Annotated in this window: 20 protein-coding genes; 7 read left to right on the top strand and 13 right to left on the bottom strand. The window is 69.5% G+C overall.

What is annotated here, in order from left to right; all coding sequences use genetic code 11:
• Positions 1-83: 83 nt before the first annotated feature.
• On the bottom strand, positions 84-395 hold the full coding sequence (locus ACFYVL_RS00575; protein WP_389240252.1) for a WhiB family transcriptional regulator: 312 nt from the start codon (positions 393-395) through the stop codon (positions 84-86).
• A 163-nt stretch (positions 396-558) separates the two neighbouring features.
• Positions 559-1,050, bottom strand: coding sequence for a dirigent protein (locus ACFYVL_RS00580; protein WP_389240254.1), 492 nt, complete (start codon positions 1,048-1,050; stop codon positions 559-561).
• Between the two features lie 371 nt (positions 1,051-1,421).
• On the opposite strand from ACFYVL_RS00580, the gene ACFYVL_RS00585 reads away from it, so the two are divergent.
• From ACFYVL_RS00585 to ACFYVL_RS00595, 3 genes are all read left to right on the top strand, one after another.
• Positions 1,422-2,204, top strand: a complete 783-nt coding sequence (locus ACFYVL_RS00585; protein ID WP_389240256.1) for a VOC family protein — start codon at positions 1,422-1,424, stop codon at positions 2,202-2,204.
• A 415-nt stretch (positions 2,205-2,619) separates the two neighbouring features.
• A complete protein-coding gene (locus ACFYVL_RS00590) occupies positions 2,620-3,453 on the top strand; it encodes an aldo/keto reductase (RefSeq protein WP_389240259.1) in 834 nt (277 codons plus the stop codon).
• An 811-nt stretch (positions 3,454-4,264) separates the two neighbouring features.
• Positions 4,265-4,843, top strand: coding sequence for a hypothetical protein (locus ACFYVL_RS00595; protein WP_389240261.1), 579 nt, complete (start codon positions 4,265-4,267; stop codon positions 4,841-4,843).
• Between the two features lie 109 nt (positions 4,844-4,952).
• On the opposite strand, the gene ACFYVL_RS00600 is transcribed toward ACFYVL_RS00595, so the two are convergent.
• The 4 genes from ACFYVL_RS00600 to ACFYVL_RS00615 all read right to left on the bottom strand — a co-directional run bounded on the left by ACFYVL_RS00600 (position 4,953) and on the right by ACFYVL_RS00615 (position 8,878).
• Entirely contained in the window at positions 4,953-5,456 is a 504-nt protein-coding gene (locus tag ACFYVL_RS00600) for a DUF1877 domain-containing protein (protein WP_389240263.1), read from the bottom strand.
• A gap of 263 nt (positions 5,457-5,719) precedes the next feature.
• Positions 5,720-6,430, bottom strand: coding sequence for a GAF and ANTAR domain-containing protein (locus ACFYVL_RS00605; RefSeq protein ID WP_389240265.1), 711 nt, complete (start codon positions 6,428-6,430; stop codon positions 5,720-5,722).
• Positions 6,431-6,501: 71 nt separating this feature from the next.
• Entirely contained in the window at positions 6,502-7,242 is a 741-nt protein-coding gene (locus tag ACFYVL_RS00610; protein WP_389240267.1) for an ANTAR domain-containing protein, read from the bottom strand.
• Between the two features lie 352 nt (positions 7,243-7,594).
• A complete protein-coding gene (locus ACFYVL_RS00615) occupies positions 7,595-8,878 on the bottom strand; it encodes a PAS domain-containing protein (protein ID WP_389240268.1) in 1,284 nt (427 codons plus the stop codon).
• An 899-nt stretch (positions 8,879-9,777) separates the two neighbouring features.
• Between ACFYVL_RS00615 and ACFYVL_RS00620 the strand changes: the two genes are divergently transcribed.
• Positions 9,778-9,903, top strand: coding sequence for a hypothetical protein (locus ACFYVL_RS00620; RefSeq protein WP_389240270.1), 126 nt, complete (start codon positions 9,778-9,780; stop codon positions 9,901-9,903).
• A 48-nt stretch (positions 9,904-9,951) separates the two neighbouring features.
• On the opposite strand, the gene ACFYVL_RS00625 is transcribed toward ACFYVL_RS00620, so the two are convergent.
• The 4 genes from ACFYVL_RS00625 to ACFYVL_RS00640 form a co-directional block, all read right to left on the bottom strand.
• Positions 9,952-10,200, bottom strand: coding sequence for a CstA-like transporter-associated (seleno)protein (locus tag ACFYVL_RS00625; protein WP_389240272.1), 249 nt, complete (start codon positions 10,198-10,200; stop codon positions 9,952-9,954).
• A gap of 207 nt (positions 10,201-10,407) precedes the next feature.
• Positions 10,408-12,654: a carbon starvation CstA family protein gene (locus ACFYVL_RS00630; RefSeq protein ID WP_389240273.1), complete on the bottom strand. Its 2,247-nt coding sequence runs from the start codon at positions 12,652-12,654 to the stop codon at positions 10,408-10,410.
• Positions 12,655-13,098: 444 nt separating this feature from the next.
• Positions 13,099-14,595: an MFS transporter gene (locus ACFYVL_RS00635; protein WP_389240274.1), complete on the bottom strand. Its 1,497-nt coding sequence runs from the start codon at positions 14,593-14,595 to the stop codon at positions 13,099-13,101.
• 388 nt (positions 14,596-14,983) lie between these two features.
• Positions 14,984-15,859, bottom strand: a complete 876-nt coding sequence (locus ACFYVL_RS00640; protein ID WP_389240275.1) for a methyltransferase domain-containing protein — start codon at positions 15,857-15,859, stop codon at positions 14,984-14,986.
• Here ACFYVL_RS00640 and ACFYVL_RS00645 point away from each other — a divergent pair.
• A complete protein-coding gene (locus ACFYVL_RS00645; protein ID WP_389241288.1) occupies positions 15,858-17,375 on the top strand; it encodes a PLP-dependent aminotransferase family protein in 1,518 nt (505 codons plus the stop codon). The genes ACFYVL_RS00640 and ACFYVL_RS00645 overlap by 2 nt on opposite strands.
• Before the next feature lie 207 nt (positions 17,376-17,582).
• Here ACFYVL_RS00645 and ACFYVL_RS00650 read toward each other — a convergent pair whose 3' ends face one another.
• A complete protein-coding gene (locus ACFYVL_RS00650; RefSeq protein WP_389240277.1) occupies positions 17,583-18,485 on the bottom strand; it encodes an RNA polymerase sigma-70 factor in 903 nt (300 codons plus the stop codon).
• A 175-nt stretch (positions 18,486-18,660) separates the two neighbouring features.
• Between ACFYVL_RS00650 and ACFYVL_RS00655 the strand changes: the two genes are divergently transcribed.
• Positions 18,661-19,146 carry a carboxymuconolactone decarboxylase family protein gene (locus ACFYVL_RS00655; RefSeq protein WP_389240278.1) on the top strand — a complete coding sequence of 162 codons (486 nt, stop codon included), beginning with the start codon at positions 18,661-18,663 and terminating at the stop codon, positions 19,144-19,146.
• Positions 19,147-19,376: 230 nt separating this feature from the next.
• On the opposite strand, the gene ACFYVL_RS00660 is transcribed toward ACFYVL_RS00655, so the two are convergent.
• On the bottom strand, positions 19,377-20,807 hold the full coding sequence (locus ACFYVL_RS00660; protein WP_389240280.1) for a lamin tail domain-containing protein: 1,431 nt from the start codon (positions 20,805-20,807) through the stop codon (positions 19,377-19,379).
• 373 nt (positions 20,808-21,180) lie between these two features.
• Here ACFYVL_RS00660 and ACFYVL_RS00665 point away from each other — a divergent pair, with 373 nt between their 5' ends.
• On the top strand, positions 21,181-21,354 hold the full coding sequence (locus ACFYVL_RS00665) for a CsbD family protein (protein ID WP_389240281.1): 174 nt from the start codon (positions 21,181-21,183) through the stop codon (positions 21,352-21,354).
• A 363-nt stretch (positions 21,355-21,717) separates the two neighbouring features.
• Here ACFYVL_RS00665 and ACFYVL_RS00670 read toward each other — a convergent pair whose 3' ends face one another.
• On the bottom strand, positions 21,718-22,626 hold the full coding sequence (locus ACFYVL_RS00670) for a sucrase ferredoxin (RefSeq protein ID WP_389240283.1): 909 nt from the start codon (positions 22,624-22,626) through the stop codon (positions 21,718-21,720).
• Positions 22,627-22,633 lie beyond the last annotated feature (7 nt).

Raw genomic sequence — 22,633 nt, forward strand, 5'->3', positions numbered from 1 at the left:
GGGGCTCTCCAGGACGCGTTCCGGAACAAATCCTTGATCTGCGCCCCACGCCCGCCGACGCCCTGCCCACCGCGGCCTGACCGTCACACCGCACGCCGACCGGCGGCCGGCACATCCTCCAGCCGGTGCTCCTGCCGGGCGGCCTCCAGCAACACCCGCCAGGAAGACACGGCCGGGCGGCGCCGCAGCAGGGCCCGGCGCTCCCGCTCCGTCATGCCACCCCAGACCCCGAACTCGATCCGCCCGTCCAGGGCGTGGGCCAGACACTCCGTGCGCACCGGACAAGCAGTACACACCGCTGTGCCCGCGTTCTGCGCGGCACCCTCGGCGAACAACGCATCCGCGTCCCCCGTCCGGCACTTCGCCCGCACCGCCCATTTCTCATTGTTCTGCACTGTTGCCAGCTCCCCCGCCTATAACTGCAGCATCTCGCGTACCGAACGAACCTGCGTGCCCGTACGTTCCCCACCCCCACAGCCGGGACTCCCAGAGCACGAGGAGCACCCCTTCCAGTGACCCTGTGCCCGGCGAACCTGAGCACGGTGGTTTCGTTCTCCGTCAGTGCAGGATCTCGGCGCGCAGCCTTTCCTTCGGCGTGTTAATGTCCCAGTAGCGAACATTGCCCCGGGCGTCCCTGAAATCGCCCGTGCCACCGGTGATGGCCATGTCGAGCGAACTCGCATCGTCCGACCGCAGCGACTGCATCGTCAGGGTGCCGCGCTTGAGCTCGACCGTGATCACGACCTGCGACGTGACCTTCCCGCCGCTGACCGACAGGACCTGGGACGTCCCGCCGCCCCGCCCGACGACGCGGCCTTTTTCCACCGCGGTGGCGCAGTAGACGCTCATGTCACCCAGGCTCGGCCCCGCCTTGCCGAGATCGAGGGTCTCGTATTCAAGGTCCTTGAGCTGGAGTTCGATGACCTCGGCCCGGCCCTGCCTGGAGGTGTCGGCGTTGGCGCCTCCCGTGGCGAAGGCTCCGACCGCCACGGTGGCCAGCGCCAGGGCGGCAAACCTCGTGAATCGGGACCGGTTGCTGTTGATACCCATGATGGAAACTCCTCACAGTGCTCCGCGTGCGCTGACAACTTGACGCTATGGCGGGCGAGTTGAGGCGTCCAAGACCAACATCACCATGACGTCATAGCGTTGACGGCATCACGTGCTGAGGCACCGGGCGCCGCACGAGAAACTGAAGTTCCAGGAGTGCCGGTCGGTCTCGGGTGCGGTCGGATGCTGAGGCTCTGCCGTTCTCCCCTACGGCAGACACGGCTGGAGCGGTCGGCAGGACGTGGTGAGCCTCGTCGAGGGTCAGGGTGACCGCAGCTGAGCCGCGATACCAGGACGGTTCCCTCCGGGTGCCGGTCTCCGTCCCCTCTCATGACCACACCGCGTCGGCGGCAAGGCACACTGTCCGTGGAGTGATCCCCATCCGCGGAACCTTCCAGGAGCATGAATTGCATTCCGAGTCGCCGGAGTTCGACCACCTTCTGCACTGCGTTCCCGATGTCGAGTCGGCCACCGAGGCGTACTCGGCGGCCGGCCTTCCGGCGCACGCCAACCCGCCGTATCTGGGTTTCCGCAACGGCGCCTGGCGGCTCGACGCCCGCTATGTCGAGATCCTCAGCGTGGTTGACCGCACCGAGTTCAACGACTCGCCCTTCGGGCAGGCCATGACCGCCTGGATGCCTCACGTCGACGCCCTGCTCGCCGCAGGCGGAGGTGCGCTCAATTTCGCCGTCCACGTGACGGACGTCAACACCACCGCGGACCGGCTCCGCCAAGCTGGACACACAGTGGACCTGCATGTCTTCGCCCGTGAAGGCTCACCCGTGTCGTTCACCGAAGCCGTGCTGCAGGACGCCCCCGCATGGGCCCCGTTCTTCATCACCTACACCCCGGACCGCCAGGTCATACTCGACCGGTACAGCGCGGGGCGGGTAGCGCGCGGACCGCACGACCTGGCCGGCTTCGTCATCGAAACGCCCGACCCCGCGGCAGCGTCCGTGTGGTTGGGCGAGCTCCTCGGCATCCCGGCCGACCGGGCGAGAAACGTGGTGCCGTTGCCCGACGCAGAAGTGCACTTCACACCAGGCCCAGCCGACGCGATCACCACGCTGCTACTGGCCGAGGGCACCCCGCCCTCGACATCCATCGCGGGCTTGGACCTCCGCCCACTGGACACTGTTCCGCCCCAGGACTGAGGGTCACAGGCTGGGGCGGGATACTTCGAGCCGGGCCAGGACTGCGTGCGCGGCGTCCTGAATCCGGGCGACACACGCCGCGGGCGTTGGCGGTAGTCGTGCCGATCCCGCCCCAAAGTGATCGCGGTGAAAGTGCCGGCCGTTGCCACCAGAGCGCAGACGCCTGTCAGGTGCGAGTTGCCCTGAACGCGCACGAGAAGCCAGTGCCCCCGCGCCACCAGAGCGAACACCAACAGCCCGGGACGGCGACCACGAGCCGGGTCGCGGGGCTCGCCGAGATGGTGCCCGACCACCGGAGCAGGGCAAGGCCCGGCTCGTAGCCCCACCCCCGGTTGTCACAGCGCGGCACGAGCGTGATGGGGTGCGGGGCGGGCGCGACGGACGAGAACGGCTGAACGAGCAGAAGGGACCCGCGATGACAGCGGCAAGGAACGTAGCGCTCGCCTCCGGTACCAGCGTGCCCGCCCTGGGGCAGGGCACGTGGTGCATGGGAGAGGAGCCCGTACGGCGCTCCGAGGAACTGGCCGCGCTGCGCAGGGGAATCGACCTGGGCATGAGCCTGATCGACACGGCGGAGATGTACGGCAGCGGCGCGTCCGAGGAACTGGTCGGCGAGGCGATCCGCGGACGCCGCGACGAGGTGTTCCTCGTCAGCAAGGTACTGCCGTCGAACGCGGGCGCCCGCGGCACCGTCGACGCCTGCCATGCGAGCCTGCGACGCCTGGGTACGGACAGGATCGACCTGTATCTGCTGCACTGGCGCGGCGGTGTACCGCTCGCCGAGACCGTCGAGGCCTTCGAAGGGCTGGTACGCGACGGCCGCATCGGCGCCTGGGGCGTGAGCAACCTGGATGTCGACGACCTCGCCGAACTCCCGCCCGGCGCCGTCCCGGAGACGAACCAGGTCCTCTACAACCTGACCCGGCGAGGCCCTGAGTACGATCTGCTTCCCTGGTGCCGCGGTCGGTCGGTACCCGTCATGGCGTACTCCCCGCTCGAACAGGGACGGCTGCTGGGCCACTCCGTTCTGGAGTCCGTGGCCGAGGCGCACGCGGCCACCCCGCTACAGGTGGCGCTCGCCTGGGTACTGAGGCACGACGACGTCATCGCCATCCCGAAGGCCTCCACGGTGGCGCACGTCGAGGACAACCATGCCGCCCTCGGCCTCCACCTCACCGACGAGGACCTCCAGGCTCTGGATGCCGCGTTCCCCGCACCGACGCGCAAACTGCCTCTCGAAATGCTGTAGGCGCGCGACGGTCACGCGGGGCGACAGACCGCCCCACGCGCGGAAAGCCGCGATACGGGGTTGGTCAAAGCGAAGGCGAGTCGTGCTTCGACGAGCCGGGCACGGCTGCCGGTGCGGGACGGTACGGGTTGGCTGCCCTGTCGTGGTGGCGGTGCCCCAACGCCTCGGTGTGGGTGCACCGGGACGTCGTCGACGCACACCGGCAGAATGCACACAGCACCTGTGTCCCCCGGAGGGCAGGCCCAGAGCGCCTCAGGCGGCTGGTCATGTCGTACGGCATCGCGGACAGCCCCCGACCGTGGAGTCATCGGACCGGTCGGGCCCGCATGGGCGAGGGAGGTGCGACCAGACGAGCAGTGACACGGACGTGACCCGCCGCCGCGTAGGGCAGCCGCCCCGGGTTCGATGACAGCACCGCCGGCGGCATGTCGCACAGTGGCTGGGGCCCGAGTCCCGAGACCGCGCGTTCAGGAACGGGCCCCGCCACTCCGTCACGGATCCGTGTGTGGTGGCCTTGGGAGGCGCCCCCCGAGTAGGCGTGCGCCGCGCGACATCGAAGCCGAACAGTGAACGTCTCCGCCTGCGCGAGTAGCGAAGAGCTCCCTCAAGTGCGAGCACCGTTCGAGACAGTACTGCTGGCACATCACCGTGGCCGCGCACTTCGGTCGACAAGGTACGAAGCCATGCAGGCAGGCAAGCAAGTGGGCAACAACAGTCCGCTGGCGTGCTGCGTCATGGCAGGGTGTGACCTGCGACGGAGGAGTATCAGTATGAACGTCTGCCGGCTGGATGACGTCAGAGGAGGCTTGCGTTGACTCAGACCGAAATACCCGGGCCCGAGTCCCACTGGCAGCCAGCCACGATCCCTCCCTACTACACCGGCAAAAATCCGGCCCACCAGTGGAGCGTTTGGGAGCACTGTTCCCCGCTCTTCCAGGTGATCGGAGGGCTCGAACTTCCGGTACAGCCCGTGGCGAACCGCCTGCGACTCATTGTGGAACGGTCGTGGGACGGGCTGGACGATCTCGACGTCGTGCTGTTTCAGCTACGGGGCTTCAGCTTCGCCGTCAGCAAGCACGACGGCAATCCCGCCGGAGTCTCCCTCGTCTGGCTCACTCAGCCGCACGAGGATGCGGACAAGGCCTTGGACGCCCTCCTGGAGGTGATCGGAGCTGGCGAAGAGATCGTGGCATTCCGCGGCGACTTTCGGGACACCTCATCAGAACTGTCAACGACGACAGCAAGTGAAGGCACCGCTGACAATATTGCTACGTCCCGACGGACCTCAGGGTGGGCAAGGATCCGGCGCGCAGCCCGCACGACAACGACCCCGGAATCGCACGCAGCCGACGTTCCACTCCAACAGCTGTCTGAAGACCAGCGCTCATAGCCCTGCGTCACGCCCGTAGACAGAGCACAAGTTCAGAGGCTGCGCTAAATACTGCAACGGGTCCGTGACATGGTGTCGGCATGTTCCATCTCGCCGTGGTCACTGGCACTCAGTCGACCCAGGTCACCACGGCCATACCTCGCTTGCCGGCCGACCTGTAGAAGTTCTGCAGGAGAGTGAAGTGCTCGACGAGGTACCCGCGCGGATCTCCGGTGAACGCTGAGAAGCCTCCCACCGCGCGGTATGCGGGGAGATCCGCGAGCAGTGGACCGATGTCCATGACGGCGAGTCCGTCGGCCACCTCGGTCACCACCTCGGGCGCAAGGAGGGCGGGAGGGGCATCGAAGCCGTCATGCACCTCGGGGTGATCGAGAAAGGAAATGCTGCTGCCGGGATCACCATCGATGGCACGCTGCAGGAGGCGGATGTGCTGTTCGTCGGGCCGCATGCGCCGGTAGAACCGGAGGAGTTCCCAGATCGCCCAGTCCAGGTCCAGGGTGTCGCCATGGGGCGGATCCCAGTGCGGATCTCCGTCCGGAGAGACTGCGGCCGCTTGACGGCACTGTTCGAGATAGTGCGGGGCCACTCGTGCGAGCTGCTGGGTCAACGCCATATGAGGGAGTATCACGGGCGAGGTTCAGAGAGGGGCAGCGAATTTGCTGTGCACTTGCTGCCTGCCGCGGGAGGAGCACCAGAGCGGCCCCGCGCACGACGGACTGCGGGTGCGCCGCCCCGGCGCGCCGCTCTTCTGTGTGCCTCTTTCGGGTCCGGTCCCGCGGATACCCCGATCCGCCTGCGCGTCGCGCATACGCTGCGCCGCACGACGACCGAACCTCTGGTGCTGGGTGCGGTGACAGGGCCGGTCCGGCGCCACGGTCAGGTGTCGGGGTCGAGGCGGAGGCGGCCGGTGATGACGGCGCGGGCGACGTCGGGCAGGGCCTGGTTGTGGCGCCAGGCGTGGGCGCGCAGGCGCAGCAGGGCGTCGTCGATGCTGATGTCCAGGTAGACGGTGAGTTTTCCGGCGGCCTGGTGGACCTCGGCGCGTTGCAGGTCGGGGCCGTCCGGGCCGCCGCTTCCGGTGGTCAGGGCGTGGGGTGGAGTGTGCAGCAGTAGGTCAAGGGCGATGCGGGCGAAGCGCGCGATGTCCTGGCGCTGGCTGGGGAGCAGCGGACCGGGGGTGGTGCGATAGCCGGTCAGGACGCCGGCGGTGACGACGCCAAGGAGCAGGGGGTGGGCGATGACGGCGCGGGCCGGGGTGTCGCAGGCGGCGGGGGTGAACAGGGGCCAGCGGTCGGCGGGCGCGGCGGCGAGGTCCGTTTCCGTCACGGGTTCGCCGGTGCGGGCGGCGTCGAAGGTGGGGCCTTCGGCGAGGGTGTACTGCATGTCCTCCAAGGCGCGGCCGAGAGTGTCGGCGGGATCGGACCACAGTAATTCCGGGGACCCGCGGGTGGGCAGCAAGCTCAAGGTGACGGCGTCCAGGCGCAACAGGCGGGACACCTCGGCAGGTTGGGCGGCGGACAGGTCTGCGCCGGCGCGGGCGGCCTGGCGCAGGCGCTGCAGGAGGCCGGTGAGGTCATCGCGGGCCATTCCTCATCCTCCCCCCGGATCGGTTCGGGCAGGAGGCTGTTGGGGGGTGCCCGGCGGTTACGGGCACCGGGTCACCGGATGGGGTCGAGTAGCTCGGCGGGCACGTCACCCCGGGCGATCCGGGCTGCCAGCTCGGTGAGTTTCTCCTGCCGGGAGCGGGCATGGGCGCGCAGCCGCTGAAAGGCGTCGTCCACGCCCAGGTTGAGGCGGGCGGAGAGCACGCCCTTGGCTTGTTCGATGACCAGACGGCTGTCCAGGGCCCGCTGCAGTTGGTCCAGGACCGTTTCCTTGTCGATCAGTTCCTGACGGTGGGCCAGGGCCACGGCGGTGACATCGGCCATTGTCCTGGCCAGCCTCAGGTCCTGATCGCCGATGTCGGCCGGGTGCGTCATCATCAGGTTCATGCCGCCCAGGGCCATCTGGGGCAGACGCAGGCTCACCGCGGCGACCGCTGTGATCCCCGCCCGGCGGGCGTGGGGCGCGAAGCGCGGCCAGCGGAGGGTGCCGGGCGGGCCGGTCAGCGCGGTCACCGGCAGTGGCCGCCGGGCGCGGGCGCTGTCGATGCAAGGGCCCTCCCCCAGGATGGTCTGCTCCTCTTCCAGGGCCAGGCACAGTTGGTCGGAGGCGGTGACGTGGACGGGCTCGTGGGTGTCCCGGTCCAGAACGGTGACTCCGGCGCAGCGCACCGGAAGCAGCGCGACCACCTGGCCGGTCAGGTCGTGCAGCAGTTCCAGGGGATCGAAGTCCGCCGGGCGGTGGATGAGGTCGAGGACGGCGTCGGCGATGCGGGCCTCGCGGTCGGTGGTGAGCATATGGCGCCTGCTGGTCGGCTGGCTTCCGCCCTCCGGTGCCGACGAGGTCCGGGCCTGCGTGGCGGTGGCGAAAAGGGGGGTCGGCCTCATCGAGGGGCCCGGTCGTGCCCGCTGACAGGCGGTGCTCCAGCTCGCCTCGCTCCTTGGGTGCGCCCGTCCGGGGCCGCCGCAGCGCCGGTTCCGCCCGGCCTTGAGACAGCCTCACGGTACGGACGGTAGTTTACCCGCGCAGCGCAGCTCGGAACAGGAGAGCGGCCCGTTTCGCGGGATCGCCTGCGCCGGCTCTCAGGTCCCTTGCCGCTGTGCGACCTCGTCAATCGGTGACTGCGCCGCCTCGACGGCCGGTAGGCCTTCACAGACGGCCGCCGGGGTCCTGCGGGGGCCGGGCGAGCAGGGAGCGGGCGAGGTCGACGACGGGCACGCGCTGCGCCCGCGCCTGGGCGCGCAGCCACTGAAGGGCCGCGCCCGTGCCGATGCCGCGGGTCGCGGCGACGATTCCGACGGCGACATCGAGGTCGTCCTGGTCGGCGGTGGCCCTGACCTGCTCCATGATCTCGCCGTCCATGTCGGTCAGCAGCACCGATGTCGCGATCTGGGCGAACGTCTCCGCCTCAGCAGGCGGCACGACGCCAGAAGCCCCCCGGCGCTCTTGGTACAAGGTGAGGGTACCGAGGGTGGCTGTGGCGGTACGCAGGGGATAGGCGAAGACGGCGCCGACGCCCAAACCGCCCGCGGCCTCGGCGAACAGCGGCCACGCAGCATCCGACCGGGCCAGGTCGCGCACCAGCACGCATTCCCCTGTCGCGAACGCCGACACCGACGGGCCCTCCCCGGTGACGTACTGCATCTCCTCCACGCGCCGGGCCCACGGGGAGCTCACGGCCAGCTGGTTGGGCACACGCCCGCCGCCGTGCAGCGTGAGCACGGCGGCGTCGGTGCCGGGCAACTCCCGCACCGCGGCAGCGCACAACGCGGCAGCGCAGTTGCCGGAGGGGGCCCGGCGGGCGGCGTGCACCACGGCGTGCCACAACGCATCGCGCAGAACGATGCCCGTGTACGGCACGGAGCCGGCCCGTGCCAGGTCACCCGGGGTCGCCTGCCCGGCGGCCACCGCCCGGACGGCACGCTCGTAACGGGCAACAGCCAGCATCGCGCGGCGCACCAGCGCGGCCGGCTGCCGCACCTCAGCCCCGGTCGCGCCGTCACATGCGTCCCGCAGCACCTCGTGCACCGCGGTCACGTCCTCGACATGGTGCAGGGCGCCCACCACGCGGCCGTCGGCGTCGGCCAGAGGAGAGTTGACCGGGCTCCAGACCTTGCGGCGAAAGGCACCGGAAGCACGCGGGACGGGAATGTTGTAGGGCTGGATCCCCATGTCATCGGGTACCCCACGGCTCAGCACCCGCTCCAGGGACGCGGACAGATCACGCACACCGGTCGCGGTGGCGTCCCCGGGATCGTCCGGGAACGCGTCGAACATGAACGCACCCATCAGTTCGTCCCGCGACCGCCCGGTGGCCCGCAGATAAGCCGCGTTGACCCCCCGGATGTACCACCCCGTGTCGAGCACCACAAACGGAGCCGTGGCCACCTCGAACAAACGGCTCCCGGACGTCGCCCTCAGCACTTCGTGCACCGACAGTCACCCCCAGCCGGGCCAGGGCCCTGGACGGGGCCCTACCCGCAGAATAACTTCCCTCACCACGGCCGCTCCAAGGCGAGTTCGAGGTACTCGGAGACGCGTCCATAGCAGCCGAGACCGCCACCTCGGTGGCGGCGACGGTGGTGAGATTGCCGGAACGGGCCACCCTCACGTCGTGCACGAGACGCGGGACGCGAACGTCGGCGGAGACCATGTCGAGGGCGCAGCGGCGGGTCTCCTCGCCACTGCTCATACCCTCGCGGAGCCAGACCTTCGCCTCGTAGCGCCGGCTCATCTGCGTGGCGACCGGGAGGAATTGGAATCCGCCAGCGCCTTGTTGACCCCTGCCATCGCCCGCTCGGCACCGCCTTGACGGTACGTGCCCAGCGTCAGGCCCACGGGCCGGGTGCCGCCGTCGCAGTGCGCCCCCTCGGGGACGGGCGTGCTGTACGTGCGCAACAAGGTCCTCGACGAGCACAACCCCAACCCGCTGCCGCGTTTCTGGACCCCCGTCTCCATGAACTACTCCGTGACGGGCGGGCTCCCGCCGCGCGCCACCGGGCGGCAGGCGACGGTCGACATCGGCGGGTTCTCTCGGCCGTCGGCAACCGCCAGCTGGCCAACTTCGAGGCCTACCGGACGGTCTGCGACGCCTAGGACCGTATTGGCCGCAAGCGGATCGAGGAGCACGTCCTGCGGCTGAGTGCCCGCCTCAAGGAGCGGATCGCCGAACGGTGGGGCGCCGCCGCACTGTTCTCGCCGAAGGACGATCCGCGACTGGTCTCCGCGCTGTCCCGTTTCAACCCGTTCATCGAGGCCGCCGACGTCGAGAAGTCGAAGAAGTTCGTGGCCCGCCTGAAGGACGAGTACCGGGTCGTGGTGCGCAACACCTCGTGCAACGGGCCCGGATCGGCGAAGCAGCACCCCCGATTCGCGTCTCGACGCACCTCTTCCACAACGACGAGGCCGTGGACACGGCCGTCGAGGCCATGTGGCGGCTCGCGCGCGACATGCGCTGACCACGCCGGCCGCCGGCGGCCAAGTCTTCGCCGCAACCGTACGGAGGGTCAGCAGCAACGGCCCTCCGTACGGCGTTCCATGCGCTGCCGCTCGAACTCGCGGTGGCTCAACATCTGTTGGCCGGGGCAGTGGGTGCGGGCGTGGCGGGCATAGTGCGTGTATGCGTTCTCCCCGGTGACCTCGCGCAGATACCACCGGCACCATCCGACGGCCCTGCCGAAGCGGCGCAGAAGCCTCCGGGCCCGGCCGCTGAGGGCCGGGCTGCCCGGTTGGCGGGGTGGGGTGTTCTGGGGCATGGCAACGCTCTGTCTGGTACGTGGCTTCCCGTGCGGGGCGCGCGTTCGGCACTCGGAGGGATGTGGGGGGACTCGTACGTCGTACGAGGTGGAACCAGGGTCCGGAGCTCTGGCCGACACCCGCTGGAAGGGTCGGCCGGGGCCCCTTGGTGCCGTACTGCTGCGCTGCCACGTGCGAAGCGGACAGCGCGCCCATGCCGGGCAGTGTCAGTGGTGGACGTGTGCCCCGGTGGCTTTCGCCAGCTCAGGTTCGGCCTCGGCCCACTCCTCCACGGCCTTCTTCTCCTCGGCCGTGGCGAACAGCCCGGACGGAGCGACCACCCGGGACTCCACGTACTCCGCCTCCTTCATCGGCAGCGAGCCGCCGTTGCGCAGCGCCTTCACGCAGACGAGAGCGCAGCTGACGACGACCGTCAGGGTCAGCGCCGCGAAGACGATGGAGAGAATCCCTGTGACCGTCGAATTGGTGACGACCGCGGACATGTCGTCCAGCGATTTGGCGGGCGCCAGGACCTTCCCCTGCGCAAGGGCGTCCTGGTACTGGCCGCGCTGGGTAAAGAAGCCGACCTTCGGGTCCGAGGAGAAGATCTTCTGCCAGCTCGCGGTCATGGTGACGGCCAGCGTGAAGAACAGCGGAACGGCCGTGGTCCAGGCCCACTTGTAGCGCCCGTGCTTGACCAGCAGCGTGGTGCAGATCGCCAGGGCGATGCAGGCGAGCAGCTGATTGGCGATGCCGAACAGCGGGAAGAGCTGGTTGATGCCGCCCAGCGGGTTGGTGACGCCGGACCACAGGAAGTACCCCCAGGCTCCGACGACGATCACGGATGCGATCAGCATGCCCGGGAACCACGACTTGTCGCGGAAGCGCGGGAGAAAGTTGCCGAGCATGTCCTGGGCCATGAAGCGGCCCACGCGGGTGGCGGCGTCCACGGCTGTCAGGATGAAAAGCGCCTCAAACATGATGGCGAAGTGGTACCAGAAGGAGGTCATCGACCCGCTGCCGCCGAATGCCTCGGAGAGGATCTGCGACATGCCCACCGCGAGGGTCGGCGCGCCGCCGGTCCGTGCCACGAGCGTGGACTCGCCGACCGCCTTGGCCGCCGCGGCCAGGTCTTCCGGACTGATGGTGAAGCCGAAACCGGCGACGGCCTGCGAGGCCGACTGCAAGGAGTCGCCGAGCACGCCGGCCGGCGCGTTCATGGCGTAGTACAGACCCGGGTCGACCACGCAGGCAGTGATCAGGGCCATGATGGCGACGAAGGACTCCATCAGCATGGCGCCGTAGCCGATCAGCGCCACCTGCGACTCCTTCTCGATCATCTTCGGCGTGGTGCCCGACGAGATGAGCGAGTGGAAGCCGGACAGCGCACCGCACGCGATCGTGATGAAGGCGAACGGCCACAGTGAGCCCGCGAAGACCGGCCCGCCGCCACCGGTCGCGAAGTCGGTGAGGCCCGGCACCTTCAGGGTCGGCATCGCGACCAGCGCACCGACGGCCAGCAGCAGGATGGTGCCGACCTTCATGAAGGTGGCCAGGTAGTCACGCGGGGCAAGCAGCACCCACACCGGGAGCAGTGAGGCTATGAAGCCGTAGACGACCAGGCAGATCACCACGGTCTTCGGGGAGAGCGTGAAGAAGTCGGCGAAGGAGGAGTGCGATACCCAGTTGCCGCCCAATATCGCGGCCAGCAGCAGGACGATGCCGATGACGGAGACCTCGTTGACCTTGCCCGGCCGGATCCAGCGCAGGTACGCCCCCATGAACAGGGCGATGGGAATGGTCGCGGCGATGGAGAAGGCGCCCCAGGCCGAATGGGCCAGCGCCTGCACCATGATCAGCGCGAGCACGGCGATGATGATGATCATGATGGCGAACACGGCGATCAGCGCGGCGAGGCCACCGACCTTGCCGATCTCGTCGCGCGCCATCTGCCCCAGGCTCTTGCCGTTGCGCCGCATGGAGAAGAACAGGACGACCATGTCCTGCACGGCTCCCGCGAAGATCACGCCCACGACGATCCAGATGGTGCCGGGAAGGTAGCCCATCTGCGCGGCGAGCACCGGACCGACCAGGGGACCCGCTCCGGCGATCGCGGCGAAGTGATGGCCGAACAGCACGCGCCGGTCGGTGCGGACGTAGTCCACCCCGTCCCCCATCCGCTCGGCGGGAGTCGCCCGCCCGTCATCCACGCGGAGCACCCTGCGCGCCAGGTAACGCGCGTAGAAACGCTGGGCGATCAGGTACGAACCGACGGCGGCGGCCAGAATCCACACCGCCGACACTTTCTCGCCCCGGGCGGCGGCCACGGCCACCCACCCCACGGCGCCGACCAGTCCCACCCCCACCCACACGGCAGTTCGGGCCAGGGAGTTCCCTCGCACGACATCTTCCCTTCCGCACGTGGCACCCGGCACGGGATCCTGAGCGGCGCTCACGATCGCGGACGTCTCCATTGACGCCGACGGCGAGGCGCCCCAGCCGGAACACCGCGCTGCCTGGGGCGACACCCCGCATGACAATTTGGACGGACACCAAGAGGCTAGAAGCCCCCCGTCCTCCTGCCATGTGTCAAAAGGCCCCGTACGCAGGGACCTTGTCCCGCAATCCTCCCTGCCGAGGGTCGGCACCCTCTCCGGTGACGTGCGGTCAGGGCGGGCTGCCAAGCAGTACTTGCCGGCGGCGGGCACCCGGATGATCAGGACCGACCAGGAGTCGGGGAAGGGGCCGAAGAGCCCCCGCCAGGTGTGGATTCCTTCGAGTCTGGGCGGGGCGGCGCGGCGCCGAACCCGGCTGCCCGTTCGGGAGACCTGCTTTTCGGGGCCGCTGGCCTGTGACCCGGCGCCGTTCCGCCGCGATGGGCCCAGGCCCGGCCGGCGTCGTGGCCGGGCCTGGGAGGCTCAGTCAGCCTGGTTGCCGGCCTGCTTGGGCAGGCAGAACATCAGGGCCCACATCAGGGCCAGGAGGCCGGTGACCCACCACAGCACGGTGAGGAACGCGGCGCGGTTGAGCCCGGCATCCGGCGAGCCGTTGGTGGCGGCGAAGAACACCAGGGCGGTCAGCGCGGTACCGAGGGCGATGCCCAGGTGCATGGCGGTATTGAACAGACCCGAAGCGGCCCCGGCGTCCTCGTCCGGGACCTTGGCGAGGGTCATGTCGGCGAGCGGGCCGCTGACCATGCCGAGACCGAACCCGATCAGGATCACCGGAGCGGTCATCCGAAGCAGGGTCAGGTCCGTCTGGCCTGCGGAGATCTGAAGTCCGTAGGCGCACATCGCGGCGGCGGCAACGAGGGTTCCGGTCCGGGGCAGGCGGCGGGCGAAGCGCCCGGCACTCTTCGCGGCGATCGTCGCGCCGGCCAGCTCGCCGACGGACAGCAGTACGAACGCGATGGCCGCCTGGACGGGGCTCATGCCCAGACCGCGCTGGAGGTAGAGGGTCCAGGTCATGAAGAACAGCCCGCACAGCAGACCGTGCACGAGCTGCGCGGCCGTACCGCCGGAGAACTGGCGGCCCCGGAGGAGCGGCAGGGGCAGCAGGGGGGCGTTGCCCTGCTTGCGCTGCTGGTGGCGCAGGAACACACCCAGCACCAGGACGCCGGCGGCGAGCAGGGCGGAGCACCACAGCGGCCAGTGGTGCACATGCCCCTCGGAGAGCGGGACGACGATCAGGATGATGGCCAGTGCGGACAGCAGCACGCCGGTCAGGTCGAGACGGTCGCCCTTCTTCGCGGTCGACTCGGGGATGAAGCGGCGGCCCAGAAGGACGACGGCAAGGCCAACGGGCACGTTGATCAGGAAGATCGGCCGCCAGGACAGTCCGAAGAAGTCGGCCTCGGTGAGCAGGCCGCCCAGGACCGGCCCCAGGACGTTGGCGACCGACAGGACGGCCCCGTAGAGGCCGAAGGCCCAGCTGCGGTTCTTCCCTTCGAGGGTGACGTGGAGGGTGGCCAGGATCTGAGGGATCATCAGCGCGACGCCGGCTCCCTGGAGTGCGCGGGCGCCGATCAGGACGCCCGGCCCGGCCGCGAGGCCGCACAGCAGTGAGGCCGTGGTGAACACGACGGCGCCCGTCAGGAGGAGCCTGCGCCGCCCGTAGAGGTCGCCGAGCCGTCCGCCGGTGATCAGCCCGATGGCGACGGGCAGCGAATAGCCGGTGGTCAACCACTGCAAGGCGTCCGGTCCGGCACCGGTCGTCTCCTGGATGGCGGGCAGCGCGGTCAGCACGACCGACTGGTCGAGGATGTCCATGAGCTCAGCGGTCAGCAGCACCAGGAGAGCGACCCGGGCCGCGAAGCCCGTCTTCGACGATCCAGGTGCCGGGTGGGCCGGGCGTGGGGCTGAGGCCGGGGTGGGGGTGGTGTGCTGCGGCTCGTTGCCGAGCGCGGAGGAAGACACGAGAGGGACTCCTGATCCGAAAGGAATCGGGGAGCCCTGCCGACAGCCTCACCGGGGCCGAACAGCCCGAAACCCGGGGCAGACGGCAGAGCTGCACCCGGGAAAGTCAGAAACTGCGGGGGTGGGTGACGCAACTCAGGCCAGCGCGACGTCCGCCCCCGAACACGTGCGACACATCAGCACGCGGGGAACGCGGACGACTACATGGCCTGGTTAATAAGAAGTCACCTCAAGATCGACACACAGAAGGAAGCGGGCCGCTGCACCGACACCTCGGCACAGGGACCCGCCCACGATACGACGCCCCGGCGCTCCGCCGCACACCAGACAGCAGAACCGGTCCGGCCGGGCGACGGAACGTCACGCCGCCGCTGTCATGAACGACCGTTTATGAGGGTCGAGAGTGGAGCCTTGAGGGAGCTGTCGTCCGGTTCACCGCGACGGCTTTGAAGAACGTGTAGTGGAAGGTTCCGTCGTCGGTGGTCCGATGCAGGTCTGCGATCCCCTGGTCCCAGTCGGCCGGAGTGATCAGGGCGGCGGCCAGCGCGTCGTCCCGAACGGATTCGACCATCGCGATGAAGGTGTTGCGGGTGAAGCCGTCGACCCACCCGGGCCGCGTCCGGTCGGCGTAGACGGTACGCGGACCGACTTCCACGTCGTCGTATCCGGCGCTAACAAGCAGCGGCTGTAGTTGCCTGCCGAGCAGCGCATTGCCTCCGCCTGCTGCCTGGAGGCGGATCTGGCAGTCGATCACCGCCTGGGCATGCGCGCTGTCAGGGTGGAAGACCACCGATCCGTGGTCCCCCTCGATCAGGGTGATGGTGCCGCCGGGCCGCAGCACGCGGCGCAGTCCGGCCAATGCTCGCCGGGGATCCGTGAGGTGTTCCAGGACGAAGCACACGAAGACATGGTCGAACTCCGCGTCAGCGAAGGGCAGATCGAACACGTCCGCGCGGTGCCACTCCACGTGCGCCTCGGGCGCGATGCCTGCGACGTGGGTACGGGCCTGTGCAAGCGACTCCTCGGACTGGTCGACCGCGACAATGTGGGCTCCCGGGCTGGAACGGAGCAGATGCACCGTCTGGGCGCCCACCCCGCAGCCGAGCTCCAGTACTCGGCTGCCTGCGGGGTAGGTGGTTCCGGCGTGCAGCAGTTGTGCCAGTGTGTCCGCCTGGTCGCCCAGTCGGCGGCCCTCGCGCTGTGAGTATCCGTGTACGTAGTGGGCCGCTGGGGCAGGGGCGAAAGGTGCCGTATTCGTGTCCATGGGCTCACCCTGCTGCCACTATGGACCGGTGAACAGATCCAATGGGGGTGACCCTGACCAGTCCAAAGTGTCTGGGACCGACTTCCTTCATCTGGCCATCGACCAGGCGCCGAGCGGCGGGAAGTCCGAGTGGCTGGCCCAGCAGATCCGGCTCGCGCTGGCGGACAGGCGCCTGCCGGTGGGAAGCAGGCTGCCCGCCACACGGATCCTGGCCGGCGAACTGGGCGTATCGCGCGGCGTCATCACTGAGGCATACCAGCGCCTGGTCGAGGACGGATACCTCGCAGGACAGGGACGCAACGGGACGGTCGTTGTCGGCGCACCCGCGACGACGACAGCCAGACCTCCGGCGCCCGCGAGTACGCCTTCACCCCGCTCGGTCTTCACCACCGCGCCCGATGCGGACATCTTCGACACGATGCGCACGGCTCGGGCCCGGATCGACTTCTCCCCAGGACTTCCCGATCTCGCCGCGTTCCCACGGGCGGCGTGGCTGCGCGAAGAACGCCGGGTCCTGGACCGCCTCGCGGCATCCGACCTCGGGTACGGAGATCCACGCGGTACGCCGGCGCTCCGCGTGGCCGTCGCGAACTGGATCGCCCGCAATCGCGGTATCCGGGCGGACCCCGGCGACGTACTCATCGTCGCCGGTACCGCCCAGACGCTCACCCTCGTAGGGCAGGTCCTGCGCAGTGACGGCATCTCCGCGGTAGCCATGGAGGACCCCGGCTCCCTGGGTGCCCGTCAGCACTTGCGCAACTGCCGGTTGGACACCCCGCCCGTCACGGTCGACTCGGAAGGGGTGCGTGTCGATGAACTGCGTGCCACGGGCGCAGCGGCCGTTCTCCTGACACCCGCTCACCAGTTCCCCACCGGTGTCGTTCTTCGCGGCAGCCGTCGCAGCGAACTGACGCGCTGGGCAAGCGAAAGCGGCGGACTGATCATCGAGGACGACTACGACGCCGAGCACCGCTACGACCGGACGCCCGTGCCGGCCCTGCGGTCCGTGCTCGCAGACAACGTCTTCTACGCCGGGAGCGTGTCAAAGCTCCTCGCACCGGCCCTGCGCATCGGGTGGGTTCTCGCCCCGCCGAAGTACCGCGACGCGCTCGTGGACGCCAAGCGGTTCGCCGACCTCGGTAACGCCGCCCTGCCACAATTCGTCCTTGCCCAGTTCATGGAATCCGGCGCGCTGGAACGCCAGCTGCGCCACTTGCGCAGGCACCACCGGCGCCGCCGGGACGCCATGGTCAAGGCCGTCGCCGCACATCTGCCGGGCGCGGTCGTGCACGGTGCCGCAGCGGGCCTGCACCTGACGATCACCTTCGAGGCCGGGTTCGCCGACACCGACGTCGCCGCCGCGGCACTCGCGCGCGACGTGAAAGTGCACCCCTTGTCCTGGCACTGCCAGCGCCCACGGCAGCCGGGGTTGGTCCTGGGCTACGCCGCGAGCTCGCCGACCGACATCAGCGAAGGAGTGGCGACACTCGGCGAAGTACTGAGACGGATGTCGTGACGAGCTGATCAACGGGCGGCTGGTAGCTGCGGGACCGCACCGCCGCGAATCGACGGGATTCGGTTCGGGCGCAGGCGGGTGTGCCGTGGCGGGACTGCACCCAAGCGGTACGGCCCGTGGCCCCGGGTGTACGACCTGTTCCGTCGCTGGCAGCGGGACCGCACGTGGAAGCGGATCCTGGCCGTGCCGCAGGCCGATGCGGACGGGTCAACGGCCCATCGCCGTCTCGCGGTTCAGGCGTGACAGCTTCTCGGGGTTGCGGACGGCGTAGAGGCCGGTGATGAGGCCTTCGTCCAGTCGGAGGGCCACGATCGTGTCGATCCGGCCGTCGCGGCGGATGATCAGAGCCGGGTGGCCGTTGACCAGGGTCGGTTGCAGGAGGGCGCCGCTGAGCCTGGCCAGGACCTCGGTCACGTCGGCCACGCCCACCACCGGTTCCACGGCGGCCCGGACGACTCCGCCGCCATCCGTCAGGAGGACGACGTCCGGGGCGATGATGTTGAGGAGCCCCGTCAAGTCGCCTGATTCCAGAGCCTGTTGGAAAGCGGCGAGCGCGTCTCGGGTCTGGGACGGGGAGACCGTCTCGCGAGGGCGGCGCGCGGCGACGTGGGCGCGGGCACGGTGCGCGATCTGACGGACGGCGGGCGAGGTCTTGTCGACGGCCTGCGCGATCTCGTCGTAGTCCAGGGCGAAGACGTCCCGCAGCACGAACACGGCACGCTCGGTCGGCGCGAGGGTCTCCAGTACGAGGAGCATCGCCATGGAGACGCTGTCCGCGAGCTCGATGTCCTCGGCCACGTCCGGGGCTACGAGCAGCGGCTCGGGCAGCCACGGGCCGACGTAGGACTCCTTGCGGCGGCGGAGTGTGCGAAGGCGGGTCAGGGACTGGCGGGTGGTGATGCGGACCAGGAAGGCACGCGGGTCGCGGACCGTGGCGTGCTCGACGCCCGACCAGCGCAGCCACGTCTCCTGGAGGACGTCCTCGGCGTCGGCCGCCGAGCCCAGCATCTCGTAGGCCACCGTGAACAGCAGATTGCGGTGCGAAATGAAGCTGTCCGTGGCCGCGGCCGCCCCCGCGTCGATACCGGCGTTCCTGTCCACCATCGTCATTTCCCGACTTCCGTCTCGCTACGTGTGATGCGTGTCGTACACGGGACGCCGCCGGCCCCGGTTCCGTGACAGCCGCGCCCCGTGACCCACATCACACCTGCCCCCTGTCACAGGAGCGCGGCGACCGGCGCCTCATGGGCATCAGCCACACGATTCCACGAGTGAGGAAGCCCCGATGGAAACCCGTATGAACCTGTTCGACACCGAGCTGGGCACGAAGGTCGGCAAGCGGATCTACGCCGTCAGCCAGGTCATCCAGAGCTCGCCACTGCCCCAGTCCACCCAGGAGTTGGTGCAGCTGCGAGCCAGCCAGATCAACGGCTGCGGCTTCTGCCTCGACATCCACAGCAAGGACGCCGCCGCGGCCGGCGAGGACGCGGCCCGGCTCGGCCTCGTCGCCGCCTGGCGGCATTCCACCGTGTTCACCGACGCCGAGCGAGCCGCGCTGGCCCTCACCGAGGAAGGCACCCGCATCATCGACGGACATCCAGGAGTCACCGACGAGACCTGGGCCCAGGTGCGCAAGCACTACGACGAGGAGCGGGCAATCGCGCTCGTCGCCCTCGTCGCCATGATCAACGCGACCAACCGGCTCGGCGTGATCCTCAACAACCAGGGCGGATCCTACGTACCCGGCAACCTGACCACCGTCGCCGGTTGACGCACCGGGACCGGCCCCGACCGTAGGACCGGGGCCGGTCCCGGCCGTGTGGGGACGCGCGCCTCGTCCTGCGCCGCGTTCGGGCCGAGCGGCTGTCGCCCGAGCAGCAGTGCCTCCCGAGCAGAAGTGCCTTGTGTGCGGGAGCGTCGCACGGAAGGCGCGGAGCCCCGGACCGTACGGTCCGGGGCTCCGCCTTCGTTCCACTCCACAGGCAACGATCGGTCAGGGGGTCAGCAGGTGATGGTGCCCTTGCGCAGGGCGTGGCCGCCGTCGTTGGCGTCGTCGGCCCAGTAGACGGGCTTGGAGCCGGCCACGCATTCGCTGGAGCCGGCCAGGGAGAAGCCCTCGTTGTTGTAGTTGGGCATGCCGGTGGGGCGGTTGTAGACAGCGCTGGTGGTGAAGGCGCCGGTGGCGTCGAGCTTCAGGGTGCGGTGCTGGCCGTCGCAGGTGTCATCGCAGACCGCCCACAGGCGCGTGGCCTGGGGTTCCCACTGCAGTTCCATCACGCCGGCCATGCCGCTGCTGAAGGAGGCGACGCGGGTGTGGCTGCCGGAGTCGGCCAGTACATAGCCGTGGATCATGCCGGTGCCCTCGACGCCGACGAAGAACACGCCGCCGCTGTGGGCGCCGTAGCGGGAGGGGTCATAGGCCGCCCCGGTCGAAGCGTCCTTGAAGGCGGCGCCGGTGAGGTAGGTGTCGGGGATCCAGGTGATGCCCTCCAGGCCCAGGTTGGATCCTGCCGCGGGCAGATCGGAGGTGAGGTTCCACTCCTTGGACGCAGTCAGCGACGAACCGGACGCGGTGACGTCGTACTTGAGCACCGACAGGCGGCTGGTGCCGGAGGCATCGCCGTTGCGTTCACTGGCGACGAACGCCCCGCCGGCCGCCCCCGAGCCGGTCAGGGTGACGCCCTCGCTGTCGGGGCGACCGGAGCCGCCGGTGAAGCGCAGGGTCTTTCCGGAGGACCATCCGCTGCTCGTGTCCGGCTTCCAGCCGGCGGAGCCGTCACGCACCAGGCGCCACAGCTTTCCGCTGTTCTGCGCGCCCCACAGTACGTCGCCCTCCTGGTAGAGGCCGCTCAGATCCTCTCCGAACACGTTGGAGGCGTCCGCGGTCGCCACGCTGCTGCGGCCCGGCCACGCAACCGGATCGGTCGGACCCCCGCCGCCGGAGGTACCGCAGCTGTTCGGGCCGCCCAGGGTCACGGTCACCGCCTGCTTGAAGGCGCCGGTGCCGTCCGGGCAGCGCGCCCAGGACGGATCGGAGTGCTTGCTCCAGGAGAAGCTGTCGACCAGGGTCTTGCCGTCGGCGAGGTAGAGGCGTGCCTTGTCGGCGGAGCCCAGGCCGAACTTGTCGTGAACGTCCAACGCCCGGTATCCGCCCGCTGCCAGAGTGGTCCCGGAGGCGATCTTGTACGTGTGGCTGTTGTCGTCGTCCCTGAGGATCCAGCCCGAGACGTCGATCGCGGCGGTGCCCTTGTTGAACAGCTCGATCGAGTCGTTGACGTCGCCGGTGGTCACCACCTCGTTGATCCGGATTTCATCGGCGATGGCGGCGTGCGCCGCCGGCACACCGCTCAGCGCACCCGCGGCCAGCAGCGGGCCGGCGACGAGGAAACGGACAAGAGCACGACGCCCACGGCGGGCGGTCGATCGATTCACGGAAACTCCGTCCTGACAGGGTCATGGAAAGGCGGCCCTATCGTCCCGGCCCAGCCCCAACAGCGCCTCTCCGTCAGGAGGACAACCCGTAAACGGCAGGCGCACGACCCAGGCGCAGGTGTCTGCAAAGTCACTACTCCTCGTCATGGAGAACGAGTTCGGCGGCGTCCGTTCGCGCAGCAGGCTCAGGGCCCTGGTGGCCGGGGGTGCCCCCATGACTTTGAGGGCCCCCGGTACGGGCTTGCACCTGGGCCTGACGTGGTCCGAGCGCTCCAAGTACGGGGATACCCGTTTCGACCCGCCCAGCCGGGACACCCGACCGAACAGCAGGACGGCACGCAGCCGACCACCTCACCCAAGGGAGCTGATGATCATGGCAGCAGACGAGAAGGCCAAGGCCAAGACCGAGCAGGCCAAGGGTGCGGTCAAGAAGACCGCCGGCCGCGCGGTCGGCAACCAGCGCCTGGAGAACGAAGGCCGCGCCGAACAGGCCAAGGGCGACGCACGCCAGGCAAAGGAAAAGGGCAAGGACGCGCTGAAGGGCTGATTCGCGCCCCTCAGCGCGATGCAGCAGCAGGGCCGGCCCGACAGAACTCAGGCCGTGCCACCCCGACCGGACCACGTCTCTCGGTTGCCACCGAGGGCATTCCGATCCCGGTGGCACGGCCTGAGTCTCTTTCATGTGAGGTTCGTGTGGGGCCGCCCGGCAGAATCGGACCGCAGGCCGAGCTGTCGAAGTCGGAGTCCGGACCGCCTCTCCCCCTCGCATCGAACGCCACTGCCTTCACCCGGCCCGCGAGTTCGACACAGCCGTGAGCGCGAGGGTGCTGAACTGGGCAAAGGCTGCCGCGCGCCGTGAACCCCACGGCCCGACCGGGACTGCGCCGAACGGATGAACGTAGAAAAGGTTCTACACCGAGTGCACCGCGGTGACCTCGTACGTGAGGGTGGTGCTGCGGGAGCGGCCGTTACAGGTGAGCTGGAGCGGCGGGGAGCGGTGGGAACGTACTTCCACGTCGTACACGCCCAGGCCCGGCGCGAGACCGGTGACGCGGACGAACCACCGGTCGTTCTCGCGGTCGCGGACGGTCTTCGTCACCGCGTAGGCGTACCGTCCGGCGGGCCCGGCACGGTGCAGGACCGCCGATACGGCGGACTGCTGGGCCGGGGCGAGATCGGTGTATCCGCGCAGGTGCGCGGGGTGTACGCGGTCGGCGAGGTGGGCTTCCACGGTGGCCGGGGCGGTGTCGGCGTCGAGGTTGCCGTAATAGGTGCCGTCGGGTGCTACCAGCACGTTGGCGGCGAACCGGTCGCCACCCACGTGCGTGCACTCCCACACAAGGTCCGGCCAGCGTTCGCTGAGCGCCCGCCCCACCGGGCGACCGCGCACCGCGCAGCAGGTGTCGTGCACCCCGTGGGCGCAGACGAGAAGGACGGGCGGAAGGCCGGTCTCCCCGCAGGCGTCGGTGTGGAGGGCGTCGGCGACCGCAGTGAGGTCCTCGTCGCGCGTCCAGCTGCCCCAGTGCTGCCGGTGTGAGCCGTCCCGTTCGCCGTGCAGGACCGCCCAGCGGCGCGGGGCGTCGGTCCGGCGGCGGCCGTGGCGGCGGATCAGCAGGATGCGGGCCCGCAGAGCCACCGCCGCGGTGTAGACCCGGGCCTTGGTGACGGGCTCCAGGTCGAGCCCGTCGAAGCCGTTGGCCGGCCAGCTGCCGCGGTGCTCGATGAGCACCCAGATCGAGCCGTACGGTGCCGTGCCCGCCAGTACGTCGCCACGTGCGCGGGCGGCGTCGGCGCAGAAGAAGCGGCCCGGTGTCGCCATCGGCCGC

Origin of the sequence: Streptomyces sp. NPDC004111 (genome assembly GCF_042874215.1) — a bacterium.
Lineage (GTDB): Bacteria > Actinomycetota > Actinomycetes > Streptomycetales > Streptomycetaceae > Streptomyces.

Coding starts and splice junctions, on each gene's coding strand:
- ACFYVL_RS00580 (WP_389240254.1), bottom strand. CDS start 1,050: ATGGGTATCAACAGCAACCGGTCCCGATTCACGAGGTTTGCCGCCCTG.
- ACFYVL_RS00590 (WP_389240259.1), top strand. CDS start 2,620: ATGACAGCGGCAAGGAACGTAGCGCTCGCCTCCGGTACCAGCGTGCCC.
- ACFYVL_RS00600 (WP_389240263.1), bottom strand. CDS start 5,456: ATGGCGTTGACCCAGCAGCTCGCACGAGTGGCCCCGCACTATCTCGAA.
- ACFYVL_RS00605 (WP_389240265.1), bottom strand. CDS start 6,430: ATGGCCCGCGATGACCTCACCGGCCTCCTGCAGCGCCTGCGCCAGGCC.
- ACFYVL_RS00610 (WP_389240267.1), bottom strand. CDS start 7,242: ATGCTCACCACCGACCGCGAGGCCCGCATCGCCGACGCCGTCCTCGAC.
- ACFYVL_RS00625 (WP_389240272.1), bottom strand. CDS start 10,200: ATGCCCCAGAACACCCCACCCCGCCAACCGGGCAGCCCGGCCCTCAGC.
- ACFYVL_RS00630 (WP_389240273.1), bottom strand. CDS start 12,654: ATGGAGACGTCCGCGATCGTGAGCGCCGCTCAGGATCCCGTGCCGGGT.
- ACFYVL_RS00645 (WP_389241288.1), top strand. CDS start 15,858: ATGGGCTCACCCTGCTGCCACTATGGACCGGTGAACAGATCCAATGGG.
- ACFYVL_RS00640 (WP_389240275.1), bottom strand. CDS start 15,859: ATGGACACGAATACGGCACCTTTCGCCCCTGCCCCAGCGGCCCACTAC.
- ACFYVL_RS00650 (WP_389240277.1), bottom strand. CDS start 18,485: ATGACGATGGTGGACAGGAACGCCGGTATCGACGCGGGGGCGGCCGCG.
- ACFYVL_RS00655 (WP_389240278.1), top strand. CDS start 18,661: ATGGAAACCCGTATGAACCTGTTCGACACCGAGCTGGGCACGAAGGTC.
- ACFYVL_RS00665 (WP_389240281.1), top strand. CDS start 21,181: ATGGCAGCAGACGAGAAGGCCAAGGCCAAGACCGAGCAGGCCAAGGGT.
- ACFYVL_RS00670 (WP_389240283.1), bottom strand. CDS start 22,626: ATGGCGACACCGGGCCGCTTCTTCTGCGCCGACGCCGCCCGCGCACGT.